This is a genomic window from Pseudomonas mercuritolerans, from assembly GCF_025706525.1.
Lineage (GTDB): Bacteria > Pseudomonadota > Gammaproteobacteria > Pseudomonadales > Pseudomonadaceae > Aquipseudomonas > Aquipseudomonas mercuritolerans.
Genome location: NZ_JAMSHA010000002.1, coordinates 60,617 through 84,244, shown reverse-complemented (window position 1 = coordinate 84,244; position 23,628 = coordinate 60,617). Strand labels below are relative to the sequence as shown.

21 protein-coding genes and 1 tRNA gene are annotated in these 23,628 nt (G+C 59.8%); 9 read left to right on the top strand and 13 right to left on the bottom strand.

Annotated features, from left to right (window positions below; genetic code table 11):
• Positions 1-35: 35 nt before the first annotated feature.
• The 5 genes from ND528_RS05130 (at position 36) to ND528_RS05110 (ending at position 7,767) form a co-directional block, all read left to right on the top strand.
• Positions 36-332, top strand: a complete 297-nt coding sequence (locus tag ND528_RS05130; RefSeq protein WP_016772865.1) for a hypothetical protein — start codon at positions 36-38, stop codon at positions 330-332.
• Positions 333-606: 274 nt separating this feature from the next.
• Entirely contained in the window at positions 607-2,412 is a 1,806-nt protein-coding gene (locus ND528_RS05125; RefSeq protein WP_039757671.1) for a phenylacyl-CoA dehydrogenase, read from the top strand.
• Positions 2,413-2,603: 191 nt separating this feature from the next.
• Positions 2,604-3,893, top strand: a complete 1,290-nt coding sequence (locus ND528_RS05120; RefSeq protein WP_039757672.1) for a GGDEF domain-containing protein — start codon at positions 2,604-2,606, stop codon at positions 3,891-3,893.
• Positions 3,894-3,983: 90 nt separating this feature from the next.
• Positions 3,984-5,780, top strand: a complete 1,797-nt coding sequence (locus ND528_RS05115; protein ID WP_263469835.1) for an acyl-CoA dehydrogenase C-terminal domain-containing protein — start codon at positions 3,984-3,986, stop codon at positions 5,778-5,780.
• 208 nt (positions 5,781-5,988) lie between these two features.
• Positions 5,989-7,767 (top strand): acyl-CoA dehydrogenase C-terminal domain-containing protein, encoded by a 1,779-nt coding sequence (locus ND528_RS05110; RefSeq protein WP_263469834.1) that lies wholly within the window; start codon positions 5,989-5,991, stop codon positions 7,765-7,767.
• 228 nt (positions 7,768-7,995) lie between these two features.
• Here the strand turns inward: ND528_RS05110 and ND528_RS05105 are convergent, their stop codons facing one another.
• The gene (locus ND528_RS05105) at positions 7,996-8,910 is read right to left on the bottom strand and encodes a LysR family transcriptional regulator (protein ID WP_263469833.1); all 915 of its coding nucleotides are present in this window, start codon (positions 8,908-8,910) and stop codon (positions 7,996-7,998) included.
• Positions 8,911-9,079: 169 nt separating this feature from the next.
• On the opposite strand from ND528_RS05105, the gene ND528_RS05100 reads away from it, so the two are divergent.
• The 4 genes from ND528_RS05100 to ND528_RS05085 all read left to right on the top strand — a co-directional run bounded on the left by ND528_RS05100 (position 9,080) and on the right by ND528_RS05085 (position 11,480).
• Complete coding sequence (locus ND528_RS05100) at positions 9,080-10,306, top strand: aspartate aminotransferase family protein (protein WP_263469832.1); 1,227 nt, start codon at positions 9,080-9,082, stop codon at positions 10,304-10,306.
• 250 nt (positions 10,307-10,556) lie between these two features.
• Positions 10,557-10,913 carry a type II toxin-antitoxin system RelE/ParE family toxin gene (locus tag ND528_RS05095; RefSeq protein ID WP_263470090.1) on the top strand — a complete coding sequence of 119 codons (357 nt, stop codon included), beginning with the start codon at positions 10,557-10,559 and terminating at the stop codon, positions 10,911-10,913.
• A complete protein-coding gene (locus tag ND528_RS05090) occupies positions 10,906-11,226 on the top strand; it encodes a helix-turn-helix domain-containing protein (RefSeq protein ID WP_263469831.1) in 321 nt (106 codons plus the stop codon). The genes ND528_RS05095 and ND528_RS05090 overlap by 8 nt, the downstream gene beginning before the upstream one ends.
• 95 nt (positions 11,227-11,321) lie before the next feature.
• Entirely contained in the window at positions 11,322-11,480 is a 159-nt protein-coding gene (locus ND528_RS05085) for a YqaE/Pmp3 family membrane protein (RefSeq protein WP_003228885.1), read from the top strand.
• A 116-nt stretch (positions 11,481-11,596) separates the two neighbouring features.
• Here the strand turns inward: ND528_RS05085 and ND528_RS05080 are convergent, their stop codons facing one another.
• From ND528_RS05080 to ND528_RS05025, 12 genes are all read right to left on the bottom strand, one after another.
• Positions 11,597-13,396, bottom strand: coding sequence for a S9 family peptidase (locus ND528_RS05080; protein ID WP_263469830.1), 1,800 nt, complete (start codon positions 13,394-13,396; stop codon positions 11,597-11,599).
• The gene (pqqE, locus tag ND528_RS05075; protein ID WP_263469829.1) at positions 13,362-14,534 is read right to left on the bottom strand and encodes a pyrroloquinoline quinone biosynthesis protein PqqE; all 1,173 of its coding nucleotides are present in this window, start codon (positions 14,532-14,534) and stop codon (positions 13,362-13,364) included. Before pqqE ends, ND528_RS05080 begins: the two co-directional genes overlap by 35 nt.
• A complete protein-coding gene (gene pqqD / locus ND528_RS05070; RefSeq protein WP_137214231.1) occupies positions 14,506-14,781 on the bottom strand; it encodes a pyrroloquinoline quinone biosynthesis peptide chaperone PqqD in 276 nt (91 codons plus the stop codon). The genes pqqE and pqqD overlap by 29 nt, the downstream gene beginning before the upstream one ends.
• Positions 14,778-15,530, bottom strand: a complete 753-nt coding sequence (pqqC, locus tag ND528_RS05065; RefSeq protein WP_263469828.1) for a pyrroloquinoline-quinone synthase PqqC — start codon at positions 15,528-15,530, stop codon at positions 14,778-14,780. The genes pqqD and pqqC overlap by 4 nt, the downstream gene beginning before the upstream one ends.
• A 139-nt stretch (positions 15,531-15,669) precedes the next feature.
• On the bottom strand, positions 15,670-16,581 hold the full coding sequence (gene pqqB / locus ND528_RS05060) for a pyrroloquinoline quinone biosynthesis protein PqqB (protein ID WP_263469827.1): 912 nt from the start codon (positions 16,579-16,581) through the stop codon (positions 15,670-15,672).
• Positions 16,582-16,662: 81 nt separating this feature from the next.
• Positions 16,663-16,737, bottom strand: a complete 75-nt coding sequence (pqqA, locus tag ND528_RS05055) for a pyrroloquinoline quinone precursor peptide PqqA (protein WP_003444522.1) — start codon at positions 16,735-16,737, stop codon at positions 16,663-16,665.
• A gap of 156 nt (positions 16,738-16,893) precedes the next feature.
• Positions 16,894-19,305 carry a pyrroloquinoline quinone biosynthesis protein PqqF gene (gene pqqF, locus ND528_RS05050; RefSeq protein WP_263469826.1) on the bottom strand — a complete coding sequence of 804 codons (2,412 nt, stop codon included), beginning with the start codon at positions 19,303-19,305 and terminating at the stop codon, positions 16,894-16,896.
• Between the two features lie 38 nt (positions 19,306-19,343).
• On the bottom strand, positions 19,344-20,138 hold the full coding sequence (locus ND528_RS05045; RefSeq protein ID WP_263469825.1) for a carbon-nitrogen hydrolase family protein: 795 nt from the start codon (positions 20,136-20,138) through the stop codon (positions 19,344-19,346).
• 12 nt (positions 20,139-20,150) lie between these two features.
• The gene (locus tag ND528_RS05040) at positions 20,151-21,833 is read right to left on the bottom strand and encodes a flavin monoamine oxidase family protein (RefSeq protein ID WP_024014552.1); all 1,683 of its coding nucleotides are present in this window, start codon (positions 21,831-21,833) and stop codon (positions 20,151-20,153) included.
• Positions 21,834-22,048: 215 nt separating this feature from the next.
• A complete protein-coding gene (locus ND528_RS05035; RefSeq protein WP_073476545.1) occupies positions 22,049-22,510 on the bottom strand; it encodes an Lrp/AsnC family transcriptional regulator in 462 nt (153 codons plus the stop codon).
• 272 nt (positions 22,511-22,782) lie between these two features.
• Positions 22,783-23,355: a PBECR2 nuclease fold domain-containing protein gene (locus ND528_RS05030; protein ID WP_263469824.1), complete on the bottom strand. Its 573-nt coding sequence runs from the start codon at positions 23,353-23,355 to the stop codon at positions 22,783-22,785.
• 191 nt (positions 23,356-23,546) lie between these two features.
• Positions 23,547-23,623 (bottom strand) — tRNA-Ile (locus tag ND528_RS05025).
• Positions 23,624-23,628: the final 5 nt, after the last annotated feature.

Below are 23,628 nucleotides of genomic sequence, written 5' to 3'. Positions count from 1 at the left end.
GCGACCATTGATCCTTTGCAAGGATGAGAGCGACTATGGAAATCTCCGGCAACACAGCTTTTTATGCGGGGCTGAGCTCGATTCAGTCTGGGCAGAACCGCGTCGATCAGGCCGCCAGCCAGATCGCCAATAACACCATCGAACGCTCGGTGACCAGCCAGTCGTCCGAAGTGCAGGTCAATCGCCTGCGCGGTGTGGATCGCGCACAAGAATCGGATCTGGCGAGCAATATCGTCGAGCTGTCGCAGGGCAAGATCCAGGCAGAGCTGGGTGTGAAGGTGGCCAAAGCTTCCGACGAGGTGCTGGGGACGATCATCGATACCTTCGCCTGATTGAATTTGTTGTAGACCTCGAAACGCCGCGCCCTGTCGCGGCGTTTTTCGTTTAAGTCCTTCTTGCTCAACTAATCTTTCTTCAACGCTCGTGGCTTGTTTGAAGTCGCGGCGATTTGTCGTCTTCGACATTTGGCAAAACTGATGACGAACGGCAAAAGAACGACGCTTGACAAGATTTCGGCGTAAACGTATGTTTCAAACAACTGTTTGACCGTCACAACAACTCAACACGGTCGTTCATTCCCGGTTACATCAGCAGAGGTTTATCGCTATGCCTGACTACAAGGCCCCCTTGCGTGATATTCGCTTCGTTCGTGACGAGCTGCTCGGCTACGAAGCGCACTATCAGAGCCTGCCAGCGTGCGCAGATGCCACGCCGGACATGGTTGACGCCATCCTCGAGGAAGGCGCCAAGTTTTGTGAGCAGGTACTGGCGCCGCTGAACCGCGTGGGCGATCTGGAAGGTTGCACCTGGAGCGAGTCCGGCGTGAAAACCCCGACTGGCTTCAAAGAGGCGTACAAGCAATTCGTCGAAGGCGGCTGGCCAAGCCTGGCCCACGACGTCGAGCATGGCGGCCAAGGTCTTCCTGAGTCGCTGGGCCTGGCGGTCAGCGAAATGGTCGGCGAAGCCAACTGGTCGTGGGGCATGTACCCAGGACTGTCGCACGGTGCGATGAACACCATCTCCGAGCACGGCACCCCTGAGCAGCAGGAAGCCTATCTGACCAAACTGGTCTCCGGCGAATGGACCGGCACCATGTGCCTGACCGAACCGCACTGCGGCACCGACCTGGGCATGCTGCGCACCAAGGCCGAGCCTCAGGCCGACGGTTCCTACAAAGTTTCCGGCACCAAGATCTTCATCTCGGCCGGTGAACACGACATGGCCGATAACATCGTCCACATCGTACTGGCGCGTCTACCGGATGCACCGGCTGGTACCAAAGGCATCTCGCTGTTCATCGTTCCAAAGTTCCTGCCAAACGCCGATGGCACCATTGGCGCGCGCAACGCAGTGAGCTGCGGTTCGCTGGAACACAAGATGGGCATCCACGGCAACGCCACCTGCGTGATGAACTTCGACGGCGCCACCGGTTACCTGATCGGCCCGGCGAACAAAGGCCTGAACTGCATGTTCACCTTCATGAACACCGCTCGTCTCGGTACCGCGCTGCAAGGTCTGGCTCACGCCGAAATCGGCTTCCAGGGCGGTCTGAAATACGCTCGTGATCGCCTGCAAATGCGCTCGCTGACTGGCCCGAAAGCGCCGGACAAAGCCGCTGACCCGATCATCGTCCACCCGGACGTGCGCCGCATGCTGTTGACCATGAAGGCGTTCGCCGAAGGCAACCGCGCGATGGTGTACTTCACTGCGAAGCAGGTCGACATCGTCAAATACGGCGTCGATGAAGAAGAGAAGAAGAAGGCCGACGCGCTGCTGGCGTTCATGACCCCGATCGCCAAAGCGTTCATGACCGAAGTCGGTTTTGAAGCCGCCAACCACGGCGTGCAGATCTACGGCGGCCACGGCTTCATCGCCGAGTGGGGCATGGAGCAGAACGTTCGCGACAGCCGCATTTCGATGCTGTACGAAGGCACCACCGGCATCCAGGCTCTCGACCTGCTCGGCCGTAAAGTGCTGATGACTCAAGGCGAAGCTTTGAAAGGCTTCACCAAGATCGTCCACAAGTTCTGCCAGACCAACGAAGGCAACGAAGCCGTCCAGGAATTCGTCGCGCCACTGGCTGCACTGAATAAAGAGTGGGGCGAGCTGACCATGAAGGTTGGTATGGCGGCCATGAAAGATCGCGAAGAAGTCGGCGCGGCCTCCGTGGACTACCTGATGTACTCCGGTTATGCCTGCCTGGCCTACTTCTGGGCTGACATGGCGCGTCTGGCTGCGGAAAAACTGGCTGCCGGCACCAGCGACGAGGCGTTCTACACCGCCAAGCTGCAAACCGCGCGCTTCTACTTCCAGCGCATCCTGCCGCGTACCCGCACGCACGTGGCCACTATGCTGTCGGGCGCTGGCAACCTGATGGACATGAAAGAAGAAGACTTCGCACTGGGCTACTAAGCCTTCACGCAGTCTGACGAAAACCGCTGCTCCCATTAGGGGGCAGCGGTTTTTTTGTTTGCGGATGGCTCAGATAGTCGAGCTTCCGGCCGTTACAGAGACCGTGTGTGATCTGGATCACATTGTATGGGCTTGGCCGCACTTTGCAGGCACAATGCCATCTCTTTGCTATGACGGGTCGGAGCTTACCCTTGCCGCGTTCTTCCGCTGTACGTTTCAGCCATTTCCTGCCATCACTGCTGTTATTGCTTGCGGGGCTGGCGGCTGCGTATGTCAAAGACCTCAGCGTGTTTTTCACGTCCCTGTTCAACGTCCTGCCGACCCTGGTCCTGCTGCTGGGCGGGGCGTATTGCGCGGTGTATCGGCGTCAGCGCGAACTGTTTCTGATGCTCACGGTGTACATCGCCTACTTTTTGCTCGATACCCAGACCGATTTCTACCGCGACAACGGCAAGGTTCGCGAAGACGCTGCGGTGGTGTTTCATCTGGTCTGCCTGCTGTTGCCGTTGTTGTTCGGGCTGTTCGCGGCGTGGCAGGAACGTACGCATCTATTCCAAGACATGGTCGCGCGCTTTGCCGTGCTGCTGGCATTCGGCAGCGTGGCGCTAGGGCTGGAACAAAGTTACCCACAGGCGCTGCTGCTGTGGTTGTCGGAGATCCGCTGGCCGGCGCTGCACGGCGCGTGGATGAGCCTGATCCAGTTGTCCTACCCGGTGTTCATCTCGGCCTTCCTGCTGCTGGCCTGGCAATACTGGCGCAACCCGCGCCCGTTGCACGCGGCGCAACTGGTCGGCTTGCTCGGGGTGTTCTGGATGTTGCCGAAGACCTTCATTCTGCCGTTCACCCTGAACATCATGTGCAGCCAGGTGATGCTGATGATCGCCGCGGCGGTTGCGCATGAGGCCTATCAAATGGCCTTCCGCGACGAGCTCACCGGCCTGCCGGGACGTCGCGCGCTCAACGAGCGCATGCAGCGCTTGGGGCGCAACTATGTGCTGGCGATGAGCGACGTCGATCACTTCAAGAAATTCAACGACACCCATGGCCATGATGTCGGTGACCAGGTGCTGCGCCTGGTCGCCAGCAAACTGTCGAAAATCAGCGGTGGCGGTAGGGCGTATCGCTACGGCGGTGAGGAATTTGCCTTGGTGTTTGCAGGCAAAACCCTTGAGGAATGCATGCCGCACCTGGAAGTGATCCGTGAATCAATCGCCTCCTACAGCATTCAGTTGCGCAACCAGGAAAACCGCCCGCAGGACGATCAGCAAGGGCGCCAGCGCCGCAGCGGTTCCGGCGCGTCGGCGGTGTCGGTGACGGTGAGCATCGGCGTCGCCGAACGCGTGGAGCAGCGCACTCCCGAAGAAGTGCTCAAGTCCGCCGACCAGGCGTTGTACAGCGCCAAGGGCGCCGGGCGTAACTGCGTCATGGCATTCGGGCAGAACCGCCGTGGCGCGGTGCGCATGGACGCCGCTGCGGGTTGAGTGATGACGGCGCATTCAGCGCCCGCACGATGATTGTCGCGGGTGGTGGCCAGCAGTAGGTTGGAGGAATCTGCTGACGGAGAAGCCACCATGCCCGAGTACAAAGCTCCCCTGCGCGACATGCGCTTTCTGATCGATCACGTCTTCGACTTCCACTCCAGCTACGCCAATCTCGGCGCGCATGACGCCAGCCCGGACATGATCAGCGCGATCCTCGAAGAAGGCGCGAAGTTCTGCGAGAACGTTCTGGCCCCGCTCAATCGCAGCGGCGATGAAGAGGGCTGCCATTTCGACAACGGTGTGGTGACAACGCCTACAGGCTTCAAGCAGGCCTTCGCACAATATGTCGAGGGCGGCTGGCACGGTTTGGCGGCTGATCCGGCTTACGGTGGCCAAGGGTTGCCGAGCTCGCTGGGGCTGGTGATCAGCGAGATGGTCGGCTCCAGCAACACGTCCTGGGGCATGTACCCCGGCCTGACCCACGGCGCGATGTCGGCGATCCACGCCCACGGTACCGCCGAGCAGAAAGACACCTACCTGAGCAAACTCACCGCTGGCCAGTGGACCGGCACCATGTGCCTGACCGAAGCCCACTGCGGCACCGATCTGGGCATCATCAAGACCCGCGCGGTGCCCCGGGCCGACGGCAGCTACGCGATCACTGGCAGCAAGATTTTCATTTCCGCCGGCGAGCATGACCTGAGCGACAACATCATCCATCTGGTCCTGGCCAAGCTGCCGGACGCACCGGCCGGAACCAAGGGCATTTCCCTGTTTATCGTGCCCAAGTTTCTGCCCGATGCAGCAGGCGAAGCGGGTGAGCGCAATGGCGTTTCCTGCGGCTCGATCGAGCACAAGATGGGCATCAAGGCTTCAGCCACCTGCGTGCTGAACTTCGATGCCGCCACCGGTTACCTGATCGGCGAGCCGAACAAAGGCCTCAACTGCATGTTCACCATGATGAACCACGCGCGCCTCGGCACCGGCATGCAGGGGCTGTGTCTGGGCGAGGCGAGTTTCCAGGGCGCGATCAAGTACGCCAACGACCGCCTGCAAATGCGTGCGCTGACCGGCGCCAAGGCCCCGGAAAAACCTGCTGACCCGATCATCGTCCACCCCGATGTGCGGCGCATGCTGCTGACCATGAAGGCTTTCAACGAAGGCAACCGCGCGCTGACCTATTTCACCGCGCAGATGCTCGATGTCGCGCACCTGAGCAGCGATGCCGAGGCGCGTCAGGAGGCCGAAGACCTGTTGGCGTTCCTCACGCCGATCTGCAAGGCGTTCATGACCGACACCGGGCTGGAAGTGACCAACCACGGCATGCAGGTGTTTGGCGGCCACGGTTTCATTCGCGAGTGGGGCATGGAGCAACTGGTGCGCGATTGCCGGATTGCGCCGATCTATGAGGGCACCAACGGCATTCAAGCGCTGGACCTGCTTGGGCGCAAGGTGCTGGGCAGTCAGGGCAAGCTGCTGCGCGGCTTTACCAAAATCGTCCACAAGTTCTGCGCAGCGAACGCCGGCCACGCGCAATTGGGCAGCTTCGTCGCGCAACTCAACGGGCTCAACCAACAGTGGGGCGACCTGACCATGAAGGTCGGTATGGCCGCCATGAAGAACCCGGACGAAGTCGGTGCCGCATCGGTCGATTATCTGATGTACAGCGGCTACATCATCCTTGGTTACCTGTGGCTGCGCATGGCGTTGGTTGCCCAGGTACAGCTGGACGCAGGCGAGGGTGAGGCCGATTTCCTCAAGGGCAAACTGGCGACGTGCGAGTTCTACTTCAAACGTTTGTTGCCGCGCACGGCTGCGCATCAGGCAGCGATCGAGGCGGGCAGTGATTGTTTGATGAATTTGCCCGCGCAGGCGTTTGCTTTATAGGGCAGATCAAAAGATCGCAGCCTTCGGCAGCTCCACCGGATCGCGTTTTGTCTGAAGGAGCTGGCGAGGCTGCGATTTTTTGTGGTGACTAAAAATTACAAATCAGTCACCGGTTGACCCTATGTGTCGCAAAAGTTGTTGAGGTACACTCGGGCTCAACGAAAACATCATTCCACGAACCACCTGTTTAGATCTTGCGAGGTTTGCCATGGCTGACTACAAAGCGCCGCTGCGCGATATGCGCTTCGTCCTCAATGAAGTGTTCGAAGTCGCCAAACTCTGGGCCGAGCTGCCAGCGCTGGCCGAGACCGTCGATGCCGAAACCGTTGAAGCGATTCTCGAAGAGGCCGGCAAGGTCACCAGCAAAAGCATCGCGCCGCTGAGCCGTGCCGCTGACGAGGAAGGTTGCCATTGGGCAGACGGTGCCGTCACCACGCCGGCCGGCTTCCCACAGGCCTATCAGACATATGCTGAAGGCGGCTGGGTCGGCGTCGGTGGCGATCCGGCCTATGGCGGCATGGGCATGCCCAAAGCCGTGTCGGCGCAGGTCGAAGAAATGGTCAACTCCGCCAGCCTGGCGTTCGGTCTGTACCCGATGCTGACCGCCGGCGCCTGCCTGTCGATCAACGCCCACGCCAGTGAAGAACTGAAAGCTGCGTACCTGCCGAACATGTACGCCGGCATCTGGGCCGGTTCCATGTGCCTGACCGAGCCGCACGCCGGCACCGACCTGGGCATCATCCGCACCAAAGCCGAACCTCAGGCTGACGGTTCCTACAAGGTCAGCGGCACCAAGATCTTCATCACTGGCGGTGAACACGACCTCACCGAGAACATCATTCATCTGGTACTGGCCAAGCTGCCTGACGCCCCGGCCGGTCCGAAAGGCATTTCGCTGTTCCTGGTGCCAAAGTTCATGGTCAATGCCGACGGCAGCCTCGGCGCGCGCAACCCGGCCAATTGCGGTTCGATCGAACACAAGATGGGCATCCAGGCTTCGGCGACCTGCGTGATGAACTTCGACGAAGCCGTCGGCTATCTGGTCGGCGAGCCGAACAAAGGCCTGGCCGCGATGTTCACCATGATGAACTACGAGCGCCTGGGCGTTGGTATTCAAGGCCTGGCTACAGGCGAGCGCTCTTATCAGAACGCTGTTGAATATGCGCGCGATCGTCTGCAGAGCCGTTCGCCGACCGGTGCGCAGAACAAGGACAAAGTTGCTGACCCGATCATCGTCCATCCTGACGTGCGGCGCATGCTGCTGACCATGAAAGCCTCGAACGAAGGCGGCCGTGCGTTCTCCACGTATGTGGCGATGCAACTGGATACCGCCAAGTTCAGCGAAGATGCGACCACCCGCAAGCGCGCAGAAGATCTGGTGGCGCTGCTGACGCCGGTAGCGAAAGCGTTCCTGACCGACCTGGGTCTGGAAACCACCGTCCACGGCCAGCAGATTTTCGGCGGCCACGGCTACATCCGCGAGTGGGGCCAGGAGCAATTGGTGCGTGATGTGCGCATCACCCAGATCTACGAAGGCACCAACGGTATTCAGGCGCTGGACCTGGTCGGGCGCAAGATCGTTGGCAGTGGCGGCGCGTTCTACCGGTTGTTCGCTGACGAGATCCGCCATTTCACCGCTACCGCCAGTGCTGATCTGGGCGAGTTCACCAAGCCGTTGAACGATGCCGTCGACACCCTCGACGAGCTGACCGCGTGGCTGCTGGACCGGGCGAAAAACAATCCGAACGAAATCGGCGCGGCCTCGGTCGAATATTTGCAAGCGTTCGGATACACCGCTTACGCCTACATGTGGGCGTTGATGGCCAAAGCCTCGCTGGGCAAGGAAGCGCAAGATGATTTCTATGCGAGCAAGCTGGGCACCGCACGCTTCTATTTCGCCCGTTTGCTGCCGCGTATCCACTCGTTGAGCGCGTCGGTCAAGGCCGGTAGCGAGTCGCTGTTCCTGCTGGATGCGGCGCAGTTTTGATCCCGTAGACGTCATGTAAGCATTTGCTTACGTGACGTGCTGCTGTTCTCCCATATCCGTATATTGGATCCACGGCTAATCTACATTTCATGGACGTCGCGCAGGAAGCGCAAAGTAAACAACACGGACACGTAGGATTCTGCCAGGGTGGCGGAGTGAAATGGATGTCAGGGAAACAGTCTGCAAAGCCCCGCTTCGGCGGGGTTTTCTTTTGCCTGAAGAAAAGTTTCAGGCAAGCGGATCGAGAGGCGGCTTCACTTCGCGATCGATCACCTCTTCAAGCAATGTCCGCAGCAGTGCCAGCGAGGCCTGCTGGCGCTGTACATCGCGGCACACCAGGCCAACTTTCAACGGCACCCGTGGTTCGCTCAGCGGTTTCCACAGCAGATCGGCATCGTCGTATTCCTTTTGCGAACGTCCCGGCAGCACCGTCGCCAGACGGGTATGCGGCAGGCTGTCGAGAATCCCCAACATAGTGTTCAGCTCGGCCTGCACCTGCGGGCGTCGTCCGAGGCTGGTCAGTTGTGCCTGCCAGATCTGCCGGATCTGGAATTCTTCGCCGAGCAGCAACATTGGCAACTCAGCGGCCTGGCGCATCGAGACTTTCTTGAACTCTCGCAATGGATGGTCGGCCGGGATGACCAGCGTCAGTTCGTCTTCATACAGCAACACCCCGTGCAGACCGGGTTGGCGCGGCGGCAGATAGCTGATACCGATGTCCAGCGAACCGTTGAGCAAGCGCCGTTCGATTTCCAGCCCTGTCAGTTCATAGATCTGCACCACCAGATGCGGCTGCGCCTTGCGCACACGCTCGAGCATTTGCGGCACAAGGCTGGTGTGCACCGTTTGCAGCACACCGATCGCCAGGGTGCGCAACGCCTGCCCCTTGAAATTACCCAACGCCTCGCGCGCCCGCTGCAAGCCATCGAGCAGCGGCAACGCGTGGTTGTACAGCGTGTGCGCAGCGAGGGTCGGCAGCAGGCGTTTACTGCTGCGTTCGAACAGGGTGACGTCGAGATTCTGCTCCAGCTGACGGATCTGTTGCGACAGCGCCGGTTGCGAGATCGACAAGCGCTCAGCCGCACGGCCGACATGGCCTTCTTCGTAGACCGCGACGAAATAACGCAGTTGTTTGAAATCCATAAGTAGCGCTTATCGAAATGGCTGAAAAATCGAAATGGCCTGAAGCCGTTTGCGCGCCTAGTCTAACCGCATTCACAAGGCTTGCAGGGCCAGAAAGCGTGACGAATTCCATTTGCTTCGTTCGTGATTACATAGGCAGTTCAAAAAACCTCAAGCGAGGTTTTTCCGCATGAATCTGTTCAGTTTGCGGCGCCGGACGCCGAGTCTGGATGACCTCACCTTCGAGGCGGGGCCATCGGCCATGACCGATCACCTCAATGCCCAACGCCTGATGCCCAGTGTCGAGCGGCCGCATCAAGTGTTCGTTCGCGGCCAGGGTTCATGGCTGTGGGACAGCAACGATCGCGCCTACCTCGACTTTTCCCAGGCCGGCGGCGCCAACAGCCTTGGCCACAGCCCCATGGCGCTGGTCAAAGCCATCGCCAATCAGGCCCAGGCGCTGATCAATCCAGGCTTCAATCTGCACAATCGCGGCATGCTCAGCCTGGCCGAACGTTTGTGCGCCAGTACGTCCAGCGATCAGGCGTACCTGCTCAACAGTGGCAGCGAGGCTTGTGACGCGGCAATGAAACTGGCGCGCACATGGGGGCAACTGCATCGTGGCGGCGCTTCGAGGATCATCGTGGCGCAGCAGGGTTGCCATGGCCGCAGTCTGGCGACGGTCGATCGAGTGCCATTCAACGACCTGCCGACGCTGCACGCGGCGGTTGATGCGCAGACCGTGGCGATCATGCTGGAGCCGATCCAGAGCGATGCCGGGGTTATTCCCGCGACCGAACACTACCTCAAAGGGGTCGAACGACTTTGCCGTGAACTGGGCATTCTGCTGATTCTCGACGAAGTGCAAACCGGCATCGGCCGTTGCGGCAGCTTGCTTGCCGAACAGTCCTACGGCATTCGCGCCGATATCGTCGTGCTCGGCAAAGGCCTTGGCGGCGGCTTGCCGTTAGCGGCCTTGCTGGCGCGAGGCAAGGCCTGCTGCTTCGCCACTGGCGAGCTGAGCGGCACCCATCACGGCAACGCCTTGATCACGGCGGCCGGTCTGGTAGTGCTCGACAGCATCCATGACCGCAGCTTCTTTCAGCAGGTCAACGACAACGGCCAGCACCTGCGCGAAGGCCTGGCGCGACTGGCGCACCGCTACGGTCACGGCGAGTTGCGCGGCCAAGGCCTGTTTTACGGGTTGACGCTGTCCGACGAATGCGCCGACGCCGTCGTTCACGCCGCACTTCACGAAGGCCTGATATTGAACGCCGCGCAGCCTGACTGCCTGCGCTTCACCCCGGCACTCACTGTCAGCAAAGCCAACATCGACGAAATGCTCCTGCGCCTGGGCCGCGCCTTCTCGCGAGTGCGCACCGCCCAAGTGCAATGCCGCAAGGGCATTGCCGTCTGAGCTGAGCAGCTCCAACCGATTACCCGAACCGTCTCGCGGTATAACGCACGCCCCACGCCTGATTCTTTTGGCGTGGGGCGTTTTTTTGTGGCCGGGTTTTACAGACGGGATTTAGAGCTTGAGAGATCGTGCCGCGGATGGTCTTTTAGAGAATGCCAGCAAGGGATGCGGCCACGGCCTGATCGGTATCACCGAAAAAGCCGTTTTGCGATCTATACCACTGGGTGGTATGTTTTTGGAAGGGATACCTATGCCATTGAGGTTGTTCAAGACCAAACGCTTCGCCCTCCAGGCCAGCAGGGCGTGGATCACAGATGAAGAGTTGCAGGAGGCGTTTCACCAGATGCTTCAGGGACGGGCGGACGATCTTGGCGGAGGCGTGTGGAAGAAGCGCTTGAAGGCGAACCGCCACCGTTCGATTGTTTTGGCAAAAGGTGGACATTACTGGATCTACCAAGTGCTTTTCGCCAAGCAGGATCAAATCAATATCACGCCAACAGAATTGAAGGATTTACGTAAATTGGCAAAGGTTTATGCGCAACTGACCGAAGAGCAGATCAGCGACTTGTTGGCGATGAAGGAGTTTGTGGAGATATGTCATGAGTGAGAAATTCAAAAGTGAAGTCTTTGAATCGATACACGAATCAGCCGGGGCGTTGCTTGCTGTCGGAGCAATCAACAAAGCAACGATGCGAGAATTCGATGACTCCTGTCTGGCATCGGTTCCCTTAGCGATCCCGGCTGAGGAGATCAAGGCGCTACGCGAGCGTAACAAGGTCAGCCAGCCGGTGTTTGCACGCTATCTCAACACCAGTGCATCCACGGTCAAGCAATGGGAATCGGGTGACAAACATCCCAGCGGTATGGCGCTCAAACTACTGAGCATCGTACAAAAACATGGGTTGAAAATTCTCGCTTGAGCCTGACGCAGCTATTGCACTGAACCCTGACGAACGGCGCAGGTCGATTAGCTTGTATGGCTCAAGTGAGCCAACCCCCATTCAGGAGCTGCCCCATGGATTTCATTCGTATCATCATCGCTATTCTGTTGCCGCCACTGGGCGTGTTTCTGCAGGTCGGGTTTGGCGGGGCGTTCTGGCTGAACATTCTGCTGACGTTGTGCGGCTACATTCCGGGGATCGTGCATGCGGTGTATATCATCGCCAAGCGTTGAGTCCGGTAGCGTCTATTAGATAGCTTTCGCGAGCAGGCTCGCTCCCACAGGGGATTTGTGAATGACGCAGATCCAATGTGGGAGCGAGCCTGCTCGCGAATGGGACGACACGGTTTTCAGTCAACCAGCCCCATCACCCGCCGATAAAACGTCCACTCCCGCTCCAGCGCATGCGCCTGGTTAGCCGCGCGACGAAAGCCGTGGCGTTCGTCAGGGTAGTAATGCGCTTCGACCGGGATGCCGTTGTGCTCCAGCGCCGCGACCATGTCGCGGGTCTGTTGCGGCACGACCACCGCGTCCAGTTCACCCTGGAAGAAAATCACCGGCACGCGAATATCGTCTGCGTGCAGCAATGGCGTGCGGGCGGCATAGCGTTCGGCATCTCGCTTGGGATCGCCGATCAGCCAGTCCAGATAATCGCCCTCGAACTTGTGCGTGGCCCGTGCCAAAGCCAGCGGATCGCTGACGCCGTAGAGGCTGGCGCCCGCGCGGAAAACCTGCCTGAACGCCAGTGCGCACAGTGTCGTGTACCCGCCCGCGCTGCCACCGCGAATGAACGCGCGGTCACCATCGATCAAACCTTGGTCAGCGAGATAACTCACCACCGCGCAGGCATCCTCGACATCCACCTCGCCCCAGCGCAAATGCAGCGCTTGACGATATTCGCGACCATAGCCACTGCTGCCGCGATAGTTGAGGTCGGCGACGGCAAAGCCGCGCTGCGTCCAGTACTGGATACGCGGATCGAGGATCGGATAGCACGCCGACGTCGGGCCGCCGTGGATGAACACCACCAGCGGCGGTTTCGCTTCACCGCTCATGGCCGGGTAAAAGAAACCGTGCGCCTCGCCGGAACCGCTCGGATAACGCAAGGTCTGCGGACGGCTGATGCGTTCGGCGGGCAATGGAGCCACGCCGCCAGCGAGGATTTTCGCTGCATGAGAGACACGATCAATGGCAATCACTGCTGACGGGCTCACCGGCGATGCGGCAATGCAATAGATGAACTGTTGATCCATCGCCAAGTGGCGGAAGCGGCTGTAGCCACCGCTGAAATCTTCAACTCCAAGGGCCAGGCGACCGAAACCATCCTCGCTCCAGCTGGCTAAGAATTGATCACCGACAGGCAGCCAAGTGCAGCCGCCCAGTTGCCAGGGCGCGGGCGCGTGATCGGCCTCTGCACTCGGTAGCGCGTGCAAGCCATCGGACGTTTCGACCCACGGCTGCCAGTAGCCGCCACGATCTGTCAGGCAGTAGAGCCGGCCGTCCGCGTCGAAGCGCGGCTGTTGGATCGACTCCTCAATCTGCTCACCGGCAACACAACGAGGCGCAGAAAAATCGCCTTGCGCGACCATCAACCGCGTCGAGGTCCACGGCTGATGCGGTCGGCTCCACTCGATCCATGCCAAGCGCTGGCCGTCCGGGCTCAGCGTTGGCGATGCATAGAAATCCGCACCTTCGGCCAGCACCTGTCGCGTACCGCTCGCCAGATCAATCGCCACCAGGCGATGTCGATCCTGCTGCTCTTCGACCGCCAACACCCGGCCAGCGGCGAATTGCAGATCGCCGTAGCGGCAGTCAGTCGATGTCAGCGCGACCGGCTCGCCATCCAGCGCCTGCCGATACATCTGCTGATCCGCTTCATTGACGAAAACCACCCCGTCAGGCGTCAGACAAAACGCACCACCGCCATATTCGTACACGCGGCTACGCACGCTGAAGCCGTCCGGCGTCAGACGTTTAGCTACGCCATCGCGCCAATGCCAGATTCGGCACGCGGCATCCTCGGGGCGGTATTCATTCCAGAACACGCCATGGGCGCCGAGCTGCAGTTCGGCGAAGTCGGTTCCGGCGGCGACGGCTTGGGCGGCGCTGAAAGGCTCAGCTCTTGGCGATGAGGCGTGAGTTTCGTTCATTGCGAAAGGCCAATTGTTCGATGGTTTGAGTGGCGGTCTCGGCTTCTTCGCGGGCCTTGAGGATCACGCCGTGATGTTCGGACTTGCTGCACACCGGGTCGGCATTACTGGCATCGCCGGTGAGCATGAACGCCTGGCAGCGGCAGCCGCCGAAGTCTTTTTCTTTCTCATCGCAAGAGCGGCACGGCTCGGGCATCCAGTCGTAACCGCGAAAACGGTTGAAGCCGAACGAGTCGTACCAGATGTGTTGCATGCTGTGATCGCGCACGTTGGGAAACTGCACCGGCATCTGGCGGGCACCATGGCAGGGCAGGGCGGTGCCGTCCGGGGTGACGGTCAGGAAGATGCTGCCCCAGCCGTTCATGCAGGCTTTCGGGCGTTCTTCGTAGTAGTCCGGGGTAACGAAAATCAGCTTGCATGGATGCCCTTCGGCTTCCAGTCTGGCGCGGTATTCGTTGGTGATGCGTTCGGCGCGCACCAGTTGTTCCTTGGTCGGCAACAGACCGACACGGTTGAGCTGCGCCCAGCCGTAGAACTGGCAAGTGGCGAGTTCGACGAAGTCAGCCTCCAGCGCAATGCACAGTTCGATAATGCGGTCGATCTTGTCGATGTTGTGCCGATGGGTGACGAAGTTCAGCACCATCGGGTAGCCGTGGGCCTTCACCGCACGAGCCATTTCCAGCTTCTGCGCAAAGGCTTTTTTCGAGCCGGCGAGCAGGTTGTTCACTTGCTCGTCGCTGGCCTGAAAACTGATCTGGATGTGATCGAGCCCGGCTTTTTTGAAGTCGCTGATTTTCTGCTCGGTCAGGCCAATGCCGGAGGTGATCAGGTTGGTGTAGAAACCCAACTGCCGCGCTTCACGGATCAGTTCGGCCAAGTCCTGGCGCACCAGCGGTTCGCCGCCGGAAAAGCCCAATTGCGCCGCGCCCATCTCCCGCGCTTCGCGGAACACCTTGATCCATTGTTCGGTGGTCAGCTCTTTGCCCTGCTCGGCGAAATCCAGCGGATTGGAGCAGTACGGGCATTGCAGCGGGCAGCGGTAGGTCAGCTCGGCGAGCAGCCACAGCGGCAGGCCGACTTCAGGTTTTGGCGGGACTTGCACGGACGAATCAGGCAAGTTCGATCCAGTGCTGTGCACGGGCAACCTCCATGAATTGCTCGATGTCGTCACCAAGCTCGGGCACGCCGGGGAACTGCTCTTCGAGTCTGGCAATGATCGCCGCGACATCGCGCTCACCGTCAATCAGGTCGCCAATCAGCGCGGCCGTTTCGTTGAGCTTGATCATGCCTTCCGGGTACAGCAACACATGGCCCTTTTGCGCCGGTTCGTACTGGAAGCGATAGCCCGGGCGCCAGCTCGGCACTTTGCTGCGGTCGAAATTCATAAGGTGATTCCTTTATGCCAGACCCGTTGTTCGGTCACGCTGTGATACGGCGGACGGTTCAGTTCATAGGCCATGCTCATGGCATCGAGCATGCTCCAAAGAATGTCCAGTTTGAACTGGAGAATTTCCAGCATGCGCTCCTGGCCTTCGCGGGTCTTGTAATGCTCAAGGGTGATCGCCAGCCCATGCTCGACGTCACGCCGCGCCTGACCGAGGCGGGTGCGGAAGTATTCGTAACCGGCCGGGTCGATCCACGGATAATGCTGCGGCCAGCTGTCGAGGCGCGACTGGTGGATCTGCGGCGCGAACAATTCGGTCAGCGAGCTGCTGGCGGCTTCCTGCCAACTGGCGCGACGGGCGAAGTTGACGTATGCATCGACAGCGAAACGCACGCCGGGCAGCACCAGTTCCTGGGAGCGCAATTGCTCCGGGTCGAGGCCAACAGCCTGGCCCAGACGCAGCCAGGCTTCGATGCCGCCATCTTCACCGGGTGCGCCGTCGTGGTCGAGCAAGCGCTGAATCCACTCGCGACGGATTTCCCGATCCGGGCAGTTGGCGAGGATCGCCGCGTCTTTCAGGGGGATGTTCACCTGATAGTAGAAGCGGTTGGCGACCCAGCCCTGAATCTGCTCGCGGGTCGCACGGCCCTCGTACATCGCCACGTGGTACGGGTGGTAGATGTGGTAGTAGGCGCCTTTGGCGCGCAGGGCCGCTTCGAATTCGGTGGGGGGCAGCGGGGTGTCGGTCATCTCTGTTCTCCGGGAACAACCCTGGAAATCTCTGGTGTCTGTGCTGGCCTCTTCGCGAGCAGGCTCGCTCCCACAGTTGATCGCATTCCAATGTGGGAGCGAGCCTGCTCGCGATAGACCGCGCAGCGGTCTCGATTGCTTAAAGCACGATACTCATGCCATCAAACGCCACTTCAACATTACGCCGCACCAGCTCCGCACGCTCCGGGGAATCCTCGTCGAGGATCGGGTTGGTGTTGTTGATGTGGATAAGTACCTTGCGCTGCTCGGGCAACTGCTCCAGCACTTCCAGCATGCCGCCGGGGCCGTTCTGCGCCAGATGGCCCATCTCGCGACCGGTGCGGGTGCCGACGCCACGGCGCTGCATTTCATCGTCATCCCACAGCGTGCCGTCGACCAGCAGGCAATCGCTGCCCGCCATGATGTCCAGCAGCGGCGCATCGACCCTGCCCAGCCCCGGCGCGTAGAACAGCTTGCCGCCGGTGTTGAGGTCTTCAACGACCAAACCGATGTTGTCGCCCGGATGCGGATCGAAACGGTGCGGCGAATACGGCGGCGCGGCGCTGCGCAATGGCAGCGGGGTGAAACGCAGGTTCGGGCAGGCCGCTACGGTGAAGCTCTGGTCGAGCTCGATACGGTTCCAGTCCAGCCCGCCGTTCCAGTGGGTGAGCATCTTGAACAGGGGAAAACCGGTGCTCAGGTCTTCGTGAACCATGTCCGTGCACCAGACCTGATGCGGGCAGCCTTCGCGCAGGCTGAGCAGGCCGGTGGTGTGGTCGATCTGGCTGTCCATCAGGATGATCGCGCTGATGCCGGTGTCGCGCAGGGCGCGGCCCGGTTGCATCGGGGCGAAGCTTTGCAGTTGCGCGCGGATGTCCGGCGAGGCATTGCACAACACCCAGTTCACGCCGTCATCGGAAATGGCGATGGACGATTGGGTGCGGGACTTGGCGTTCAGGCTGCCGTCGCGAAAGCCTGCGCAATTGACGCAGTTGCAGTTCCACTGCGGAAAACCGCCACCGGCGGCCGAACCCAGAATCTGGACGAACATGAACGCTCCATCATTTCAACGCGGAAAATAAAACGCCTCGGCGAGCCGAGGCGTTGCACTGCGAATCTGCGTAAGCAGAACTCAGCGGCTGGCGAAGTACATGGTGACTTCGAAGCCGATACGCAGGTCGGTGTAAGCAGGTTTGGTCCAGGCCATGAGATGTCTCCTTCTGAGGGTTGGGATAGCGCTATCCATAGTTATAGTCCACGGCAGCGCGATGATGTTCCAATTAGTTAGGCGGCTATGTTACTCAAAATTTCAACGCCGTGACCCATGAATCTTTGAGAAAGCTCCTTGCAGCCTCGGTAATGATCAGTTTGTCGCTTGCCACGGCGCGTCCGGCATCGATTCATTGGCCAGGCAGTGCCAGCCGCCCTCGGCATTGATCAGACGCTGCGCAGCGGCCAGCAAAGCCTGACGATTCAGCTGCTGGATCGCCGCGACCAACTGCTCACGGTAATCCGACGAATGGCCGGCAAGTTTGCCTTGCCACAGCAGCTCGGCAGCATCGCTGCTGGACAGTGTGGCATCGTCGAACTGATCGGCGAGGCTTTGGCGCTGTTGCTTGAGGCTTGCGTCATCGAGCGTTTCGATCAACGCGGGAATGCCATTGAAAAACTCATGCATGTATTCGAGCAACTTGCCCGCCGCAGTCGTCGGCGATTGCACGCCAAAGACAATCGCAGTCCTGCCATGCAACTGACGCAGCGCGCTGAACACGGCGTACCCCAATTGCAATTCGACACGCAGGCGCTGGTAAAAAGGCGTCTGGCACACCTGAGCCAGAAGGCGCCATGCAGCTTCATCAGCGATGTCGCGGCTGGCAGTCGGGCAGACCAGCAGCAAGGCGTGTTCGCTGGAGGCCGTGTTGATCTGGCTCCAGTGGTACTGGGCTTGGGTGATCGGTGTCACCGGTAGCTGATTGTCCGGTGTGCCGGGAATGCGGCTCAGCGCCAGGCCCATGGCTGATTGGGTCTGTTGATTTAGCCCTAGAGCGAGGCCGTCCCAGCGCGAAGTTGTCCACAGCTGATGGGCGTCATCGCTGGTTTCAATCGTGGGCAGGGATTTCTCTGGCAACGCTTCGAGTAGTTGGCGGATCGGCATCGACGGTATCTGCACCTCGTCGCGCGGCGAATCGGCGTCGATCATCGTCAGACATTTCAGCGCATGCTCGAGGACGCTGGGCATCGGTTCCTGAAGTCCGGTCATTTTAAGCAGGCATTGGTTACCTGCGGCGCCGATAGACAACTCCACGCCGGCTTCGGACGCGTCTTGCCGGGTTTGCTGCAGACTGCGCTGTAATCTTGAACGCAGATCGACGCTGGCTGCCGCCTCGACCTGCCAGCGCAGGTAAATCGCGCCCTCATCGCTGTTGTCCGGCAGCGCCTGGCTGAACTGCATCGGCGATCGCTCGCGACGACTGCGCGAGCGATCCTGGGCGAAGGTGCGCAGGCCACGGTGGGCGCTGGTCTGGCCGCGAATCAGCCCGGCGTTGGCCAGCGGTTCACTGGCGCGCAGGAAAGGATTGGCTGCGGGCAGGCGCCACTGTTCGCTGAAGTTATCCACAACGCCGATTTCCCGCAGGATGCGCTCAAGCGCGGCGGCAGCTGATTCGGACAGGCCGAATGCATGCTGCTCGATGTCGGTTCGCGCCAGTTGCAACGCGCCGCGGATTTGCTGCTGGCGCTTAACCAGGGCGGCGTATTCCTCGCGCAACGGCGTCCAGTCCTGACGGGCGAAGAAGCTCAGCCAATCCAGCAGCTGCTCGTGAATGGCGTTCAACTGCTCGCCGTCGGCATGGAATTGAAGATGCAGCAGCGCTTGCCCGGCAAACTGGTAGAGCAGCGTGGCTTTCAAACCATCGGCCAGTTTTTGCTGGAGCAAATGTGCAAGCAATCCACCGGGTTTGGCGCTGTTCAACCAATGGCAGAGAAACGCCATCGCCTCGGCGGATGACTCGGGCAAAGCCTCGAAAGCAAATAACAGGTTCGTGTGAGCGCCGACCTGTTGATAACTTTTCACTGCCAACGGTGGCGGTGCGGCTTGGACAACTTTATCCCCAACCGGCAAAACCGCTGCGAATTGCTGCGCCAGCTCCCGCAATTCATCAACACTCTGCGGACCGACCAGGCTGAGGTTCATTTGCCCGGTTCGATAAAACCGCTGATGGAAATCTTTCAATGCCAACTGAAACCCAGGCGATTCGACCTGCAAACTGTCCCGATTGCCCGCATGAAAACCGCGCAACGGATGCTCCGCTGGTAAACCTTCATACAAGGCAAACTGCTGTTGCGCTGTCGGATCCTGCGACCAGGCGACGAACTCCGCCTCCAGCACTTCCCGTTCACGCAGTTGATCGTCGAGATTCATACGCGGCCTGGCGAGCATGTCTGACAGGCGCTCGAGCCCTGCGCTGAACGAAGAAACTGGCAGCTCGAAGAAGAAATCCGTGGTGCGCTCGCGGGTGCTGGCATTGACCTGGCCGCCGTGACGCTGCACGAAAGCCATCAGCCCTTCGTTCGTGGGGAAACGCTCAGTGCCGAGAAACAGCAAGTGCTCAAGAAAATGCGCCAGCCCCGGCCATGCCAGCGGCACGTCATGACTGCCGGCCGCCACGCGCAACGCGGCAGCGCTGCGCTTGAGGCCGGGCACGTGGCGCAGGGTCACGCGCAGGCCGTTGGCCAGGGTTTCAGGGTGGGGGCGGGGATGAGTCGGCGCAGGCATGGGCACTTCCAGAACAGTGAAGTGCCCATGCTAGCGGATTAGCGGCGGTTGAGCGCGCCGTAAAGCTCTGGACGGCGATCACTGAGATAGCGATTGGCCTGGCGTGAGTCGTTCATCCGTTGGCGGTCCAGTTCACCGACGATCAACGCCTCGTCCAGACCTGCCAAGGCGATACGGCTGCCGTCCGGTGCGGCAACGCTGCTTTGCCCGCAGTACTGAATATCGCCTTCATGCCCGCAGTAATTGGCGTAAGCCACGTAGCACTGGTTTTCGAAGGCGCGGGCACGCACGGTGACATCGGCAACGAAATCGAACGGAATCATGTTGGCCGTCGGCACCACGATCAGCTCGGCGCCGGCCAAGGCCAGGCGCCGCGCGTTTTCCGGAAACTCCAGGTCGTAGCAGATCAGGAAGCCGAGCTTCCAGCCGTTCAATTCAACCACCGGCAAGTCGGAGTCACCGGGGCTGAACATCGACCGGTCGAGATCACCAAACAGATGCGACTTGCGATAGTTGCACAGGCGCTCGCCGTGGGCGTCGATCAGTTGCACGGCGTTGTAGATCTGCCCGTCGGCGGTGCGCTCCGGGTAACCGTAAACGATCGCCAGACCCGCAGCCTTGGCAATCCGGCCGATCTGCTGCGCCCATTCACCGTTGTAGACTTCGGCCAGCGTGCTGACCGCTTCGGCGCCGATGTTGTAGCCGGTCATGAACATCTCCGGCAGCACCAGCAAGTCGGCGCCCTTGGCCTCCATCGCTACCTGATGCAGGCGCTGCAGGTTGACGGCGGGGTCCAGTGGCAGCGGTGGACATTGGTAAACGGCTACGCGCATCGGGGAATCCTCTTACTCGGGCAGGGCGATAGGGCCGATGTCTTTGAACACATCACCCGGGCCAGGGTTCTCTTTATGTGTCGAGCCGCCGAAATGTTTCATGATGCCCCACACCGCGTTGAGCGAAGTCTGCACCGCGCCTTCGACCCACGCCGGTGTCCACGACACGTCGTCGCCAGCGATGAAAATTCCGCGTTGCTCGGCCGGCATGTCGTCCTGCATGAAGTGCGCATACATGCGCTGGTTGTAGCGGTAATGGCCGGGCAGGGCGCCTTTGAAAGCTCCGAGGAAATACGGATCGGCTTCCCACGACACGGTGATCGGATCGCCGATGATGCGCGCGGCGATGTCGACTTTCGGGTAGATCTTTTTCAGTGCGTTCAAGGCCAGCTCAACGCGTTTTTCCACCGGATGCGGGAGCATTTTCAACGCGTCGCTCATCCACGAATACGACAGGCAGATCACCCCCGGCTTGTCGTCGCCGTTGTCGAACAGATAGGTGCCACGGGTCAGGCGATCGGTGAGGGTCATGCTCATCACGTCGCGGCCGGTCTCCGGATCCTTGTCTTTCCAGAACGGCCGATCGACCATCACGAAGGTCTTCGACGACTGCATGTAGCGCGTGCGGTCGAGGGCCATCCACATCTTCTGCGAGAACAGGGTTTCGTCGCACTCGATTTGAGTGGTCAACAACCAGCTCTGGCAGGTAGTCAGCACAGCGGCATATTCACGGGTGTCACCGTTGTTGTCGGTTACGGCGAAACGGCCCTCCGGTGCGTGAGCAATTTTCTTCACACCGGAACGCGGCGCGCCACGGTGCAGGGATTTCAGGCTGGTGCCGGCCGGCCAGTGCACGCAGCGTTCCGGCACATGGCGCCAGATGCCCTGCGGCACCTGCTCGACGCCACCGACCACCAGGTGCTGGTGATCGTCGCAATTGGTCATCACCACGCGGAAGATTTCCAGCATCGAATTGGGGAAGTCCGAATCCCAGCCGCCGGTGCCGAAACCGACCTGGCCGAACACTTCGCGGTGCTGGAACGACAATTTGGCGAAGGCTTTCGAAGTAGCGACGAAGTCGTAAAAGGTCCGGTCGTCCCACAGCGGCACCAGCTTGTTCCACAACTCTTTCAGGCGCGGCACATCGCGATCACGGATGGCTTGCTGAATATCGGAGAACTGCGAACCGGCTTCCAGCGCATCCGCCCAGGCGTCAGCCACTTCCTGAAACAATGCAGGAAGATCCTTCAGGCTTTCGGCGTAATAGGTTTCGCCTTCCAGATCGATCACGGTGCTACCAGAAGCGCCGGTCAACGGGTTGGGAAAAGGCTTGGTTTCGAGGCCGAGCTTGTCGACGTAGTGATAGAACGCTGTGGAGGACACCGGAAAGCGCATGCCACCGAGCTCGGCGACGATAGCATCGGTGCCGTTGAAGGCCTGCGAGCGCAGACGACCACCGAGTTTCGACGCCTCGTACACCACCGGCTTCAAACCGAGTTTCATCAGTTCATACGCAGCCACCAGACCGGCGATGCCCGCCCCGACAATCGCCACCTCAGCGCCATGGTGCTGCTCAGGAATGCTCCCCAACCCGGCGGGATGCTCGATCCAATCGTCAAACGCGAACGGAAAGTCCGGACCGAAAATGGTGACTGGTTTTTTTCCGTCTGCAGGATGGCGATTGTTCTTGTTCATGGCTGACCTTATTGGCGACCCGACGCAGGATTCGCGTCTGAGTATAGGAAAAGATGCCAGCCATTCTAGGGAGCGTGGAGCGCGTTAATAAGACGCAATGTGTCGTCGTTTTGCCTGATTGTTGTGCAGACTGACGATTGCGGGCTGCATACCGACCAAAAAAGTGGGAGCGAGCACGCTTGCGAAGCGGCTCAGCCAGAATGCCCGGCCAATGCTCAGACCGGCTGCCCGCGATCAATCTTGCTGCTCAGAATGATCGAAGTCGTGGTTTTCTCCACCCCATCGACGCTGCCAATCTGATCCAGCAATTGATCCAACTGCTCCGGCGAATCGGTGCGCAACCACGCCACATAATCAAACTCGCCACTCACCGCACACAGCTGCTGCACCTGCGCCATCGCACTCAAACGTCGCAGCACGTCCTTGCCGGAACGCGGCTGCACCTTGATTCCGACGTAGGCCTGCAAGCCACCATCGACCACACGCTGACCCAAGCGCACACCATAACCGGTGATTACCTTGGCCTTTTCCAGGCGTGCCAGACGCGACGTCACCGTCGTGCGAGCAATGCCTAGCTGACGGGCGAGCATGGCCACGCTTTCACGGGCGTTGATCTGCAGCGCGGCGATCAGTTGGCGGTCGATTTCGTCGAGGCTGGGGTGGCGGGTGTCTGGCAAGGGAGGCTCCATTGGCGTTGAGTCGGAGGGAGGCGCACTTTACAGGCAAATAAGGAAAGGCTTTTGCGCCATAGCAAAGTGGTCACAGATGAACTTGGTGAAACAAATGTTCTGACAATTGATTTGACTTGTCTGCCCTGTTTCCCAAGAATGCCAACAAGAGCGCGAAATCTGCTGCCTTGCAGGGCATTAGCAGATGTAGGTACCTCAGCGATGCTGCAACATCGGTGTCAGGTGAGACCTCTTCATCCCATTTCCTGGGGATGCAAATATCAGGATTTAGATGTTACGGGCAGCCCGATGGCTGCCCTTTTTTTGTCCGTAAGAATGTACCGCCTATACAAAAGCTCGCCTTTTCGATGCCTGTTCATGGCTCTCGCCGGAGCGTGCATAAAATTCCAGAGAACGTGTCCATCCCGAATGTCCACAACCACAAGCATGTCATTTTTTGCCTCATAGGCATTGATAAATGCAACGCGGTGTCCGCCGTTATCGTATTGGACTTTCCATATTTCAAAGGGTCCCGTTAAGGTATCGATAGCGTGTCGAACATAGCGCTCGCGAGAGTCCGTGCGTTTTTCAACGATGTGGGCCAGTTTTTCTCTGGCAACCGCAACGTTTCCAATCGGCGTCAGGATGGTGACGGCCATAACGGACTCATCGATGAATCCGAAGTATTCCAAGAGTATTCCCAAGGCACCCGCTGCATCGTCAGCCCTTTTTATTTCTGCAATTGCGGCTGATCGAAGTTCTTTCGAGAGTGTTCTCAAGTCGGGTAGGGCAAGATCGATCCAGGTTGCTTGGCCGGCTGCTTCCCTGATTGTTGGAGCAGCATTCATGAGCATGGAAACAATCCTGGGCGGCGATGCGTCAGGAGATTAATTGCTCGCAGGAAAGCCTAACAAGGCTGCAAACGCCTGAAACATCGCTTCAGAATGTTCCTACAGATAGCGCAGCTTTCTTCCTGGGTCGGAATTCGCAAGACTTGATAACTGCACCCACAAAAAAGCCGCGCATCAAGCGCGGCTTTTCAATTTGGTGGGCCCACACGGACTCGAACCGTGGACCAAAGGATTATGAGTCCTCTGCTCTAACCAACTGAGCTATAGGCCCTCAGT

What these genes read in the sequence shown, in the direction of transcription:
- pqqB (WP_263469827.1), bottom strand. Translation starts at nt 16,581, where the DNA reads ATGTTCGTCCAGATTCTGGGTTCGGCCGCCGGTGGCGGTTTTCCGCAG.
- ND528_RS05100 (WP_263469832.1), top strand. Translation starts at nt 9,080, where the DNA reads ATGAATCTGTTCAGTTTGCGGCGCCGGACGCCGAGTCTGGATGACCTC.
- ND528_RS05030 (WP_263469824.1), bottom strand. Translation starts at nt 23,355, where the DNA reads ATGCTCATGAATGCTGCTCCAACAATCAGGGAAGCAGCCGGCCAAGCA.
- pqqD (WP_137214231.1), bottom strand. Translation starts at nt 14,781, where the DNA reads ATGAATTTCGACCGCAGCAAAGTGCCGAGCTGGCGCCCGGGCTATCGC.
- ND528_RS05040 (WP_024014552.1), bottom strand. Translation starts at nt 21,833, where the DNA reads ATGAACAAGAACAATCGCCATCCTGCAGACGGAAAAAAACCAGTCACC.
- ND528_RS05115 (WP_263469835.1), top strand. Translation starts at nt 3,984, where the DNA reads ATGCCCGAGTACAAAGCTCCCCTGCGCGACATGCGCTTTCTGATCGAT.
- ND528_RS05105 (WP_263469833.1), bottom strand. Translation starts at nt 8,910, where the DNA reads ATGGATTTCAAACAACTGCGTTATTTCGTCGCGGTCTACGAAGAAGGC.
- ND528_RS05110 (WP_263469834.1), top strand. Translation starts at nt 5,989, where the DNA reads ATGGCTGACTACAAAGCGCCGCTGCGCGATATGCGCTTCGTCCTCAAT.
- pqqC (WP_263469828.1), bottom strand. Translation starts at nt 15,530, where the DNA reads ATGACCGACACCCCGCTGCCCCCCACCGAATTCGAAGCGGCCCTGCGC.
- ND528_RS05045 (WP_263469825.1), bottom strand. Translation starts at nt 20,138, where the DNA reads ATGCGCGTAGCCGTTTACCAATGTCCACCGCTGCCACTGGACCCCGCC.
- ND528_RS05130 (WP_016772865.1), top strand. Translation starts at nt 36, where the DNA reads ATGGAAATCTCCGGCAACACAGCTTTTTATGCGGGGCTGAGCTCGATT.
- pqqF (WP_263469826.1), bottom strand. Translation starts at nt 19,305, where the DNA reads ATGCCTGCGCCGACTCATCCCCGCCCCCACCCTGAAACCCTGGCCAAC.
- ND528_RS05125 (WP_039757671.1), top strand. Translation starts at nt 607, where the DNA reads ATGCCTGACTACAAGGCCCCCTTGCGTGATATTCGCTTCGTTCGTGAC.
- ND528_RS05095 (WP_263470090.1), top strand. Translation starts at nt 10,557, where the DNA reads ATGCCATTGAGGTTGTTCAAGACCAAACGCTTCGCCCTCCAGGCCAGC.
- ND528_RS05080 (WP_263469830.1), bottom strand. Translation starts at nt 13,396, where the DNA reads ATGAACGAAACTCACGCCTCATCGCCAAGAGCTGAGCCTTTCAGCGCC.
- ND528_RS05085 (WP_003228885.1), top strand. Translation starts at nt 11,322, where the DNA reads ATGGATTTCATTCGTATCATCATCGCTATTCTGTTGCCGCCACTGGGC.
- ND528_RS05090 (WP_263469831.1), top strand. Translation starts at nt 10,906, where the DNA reads ATGAGTGAGAAATTCAAAAGTGAAGTCTTTGAATCGATACACGAATCA.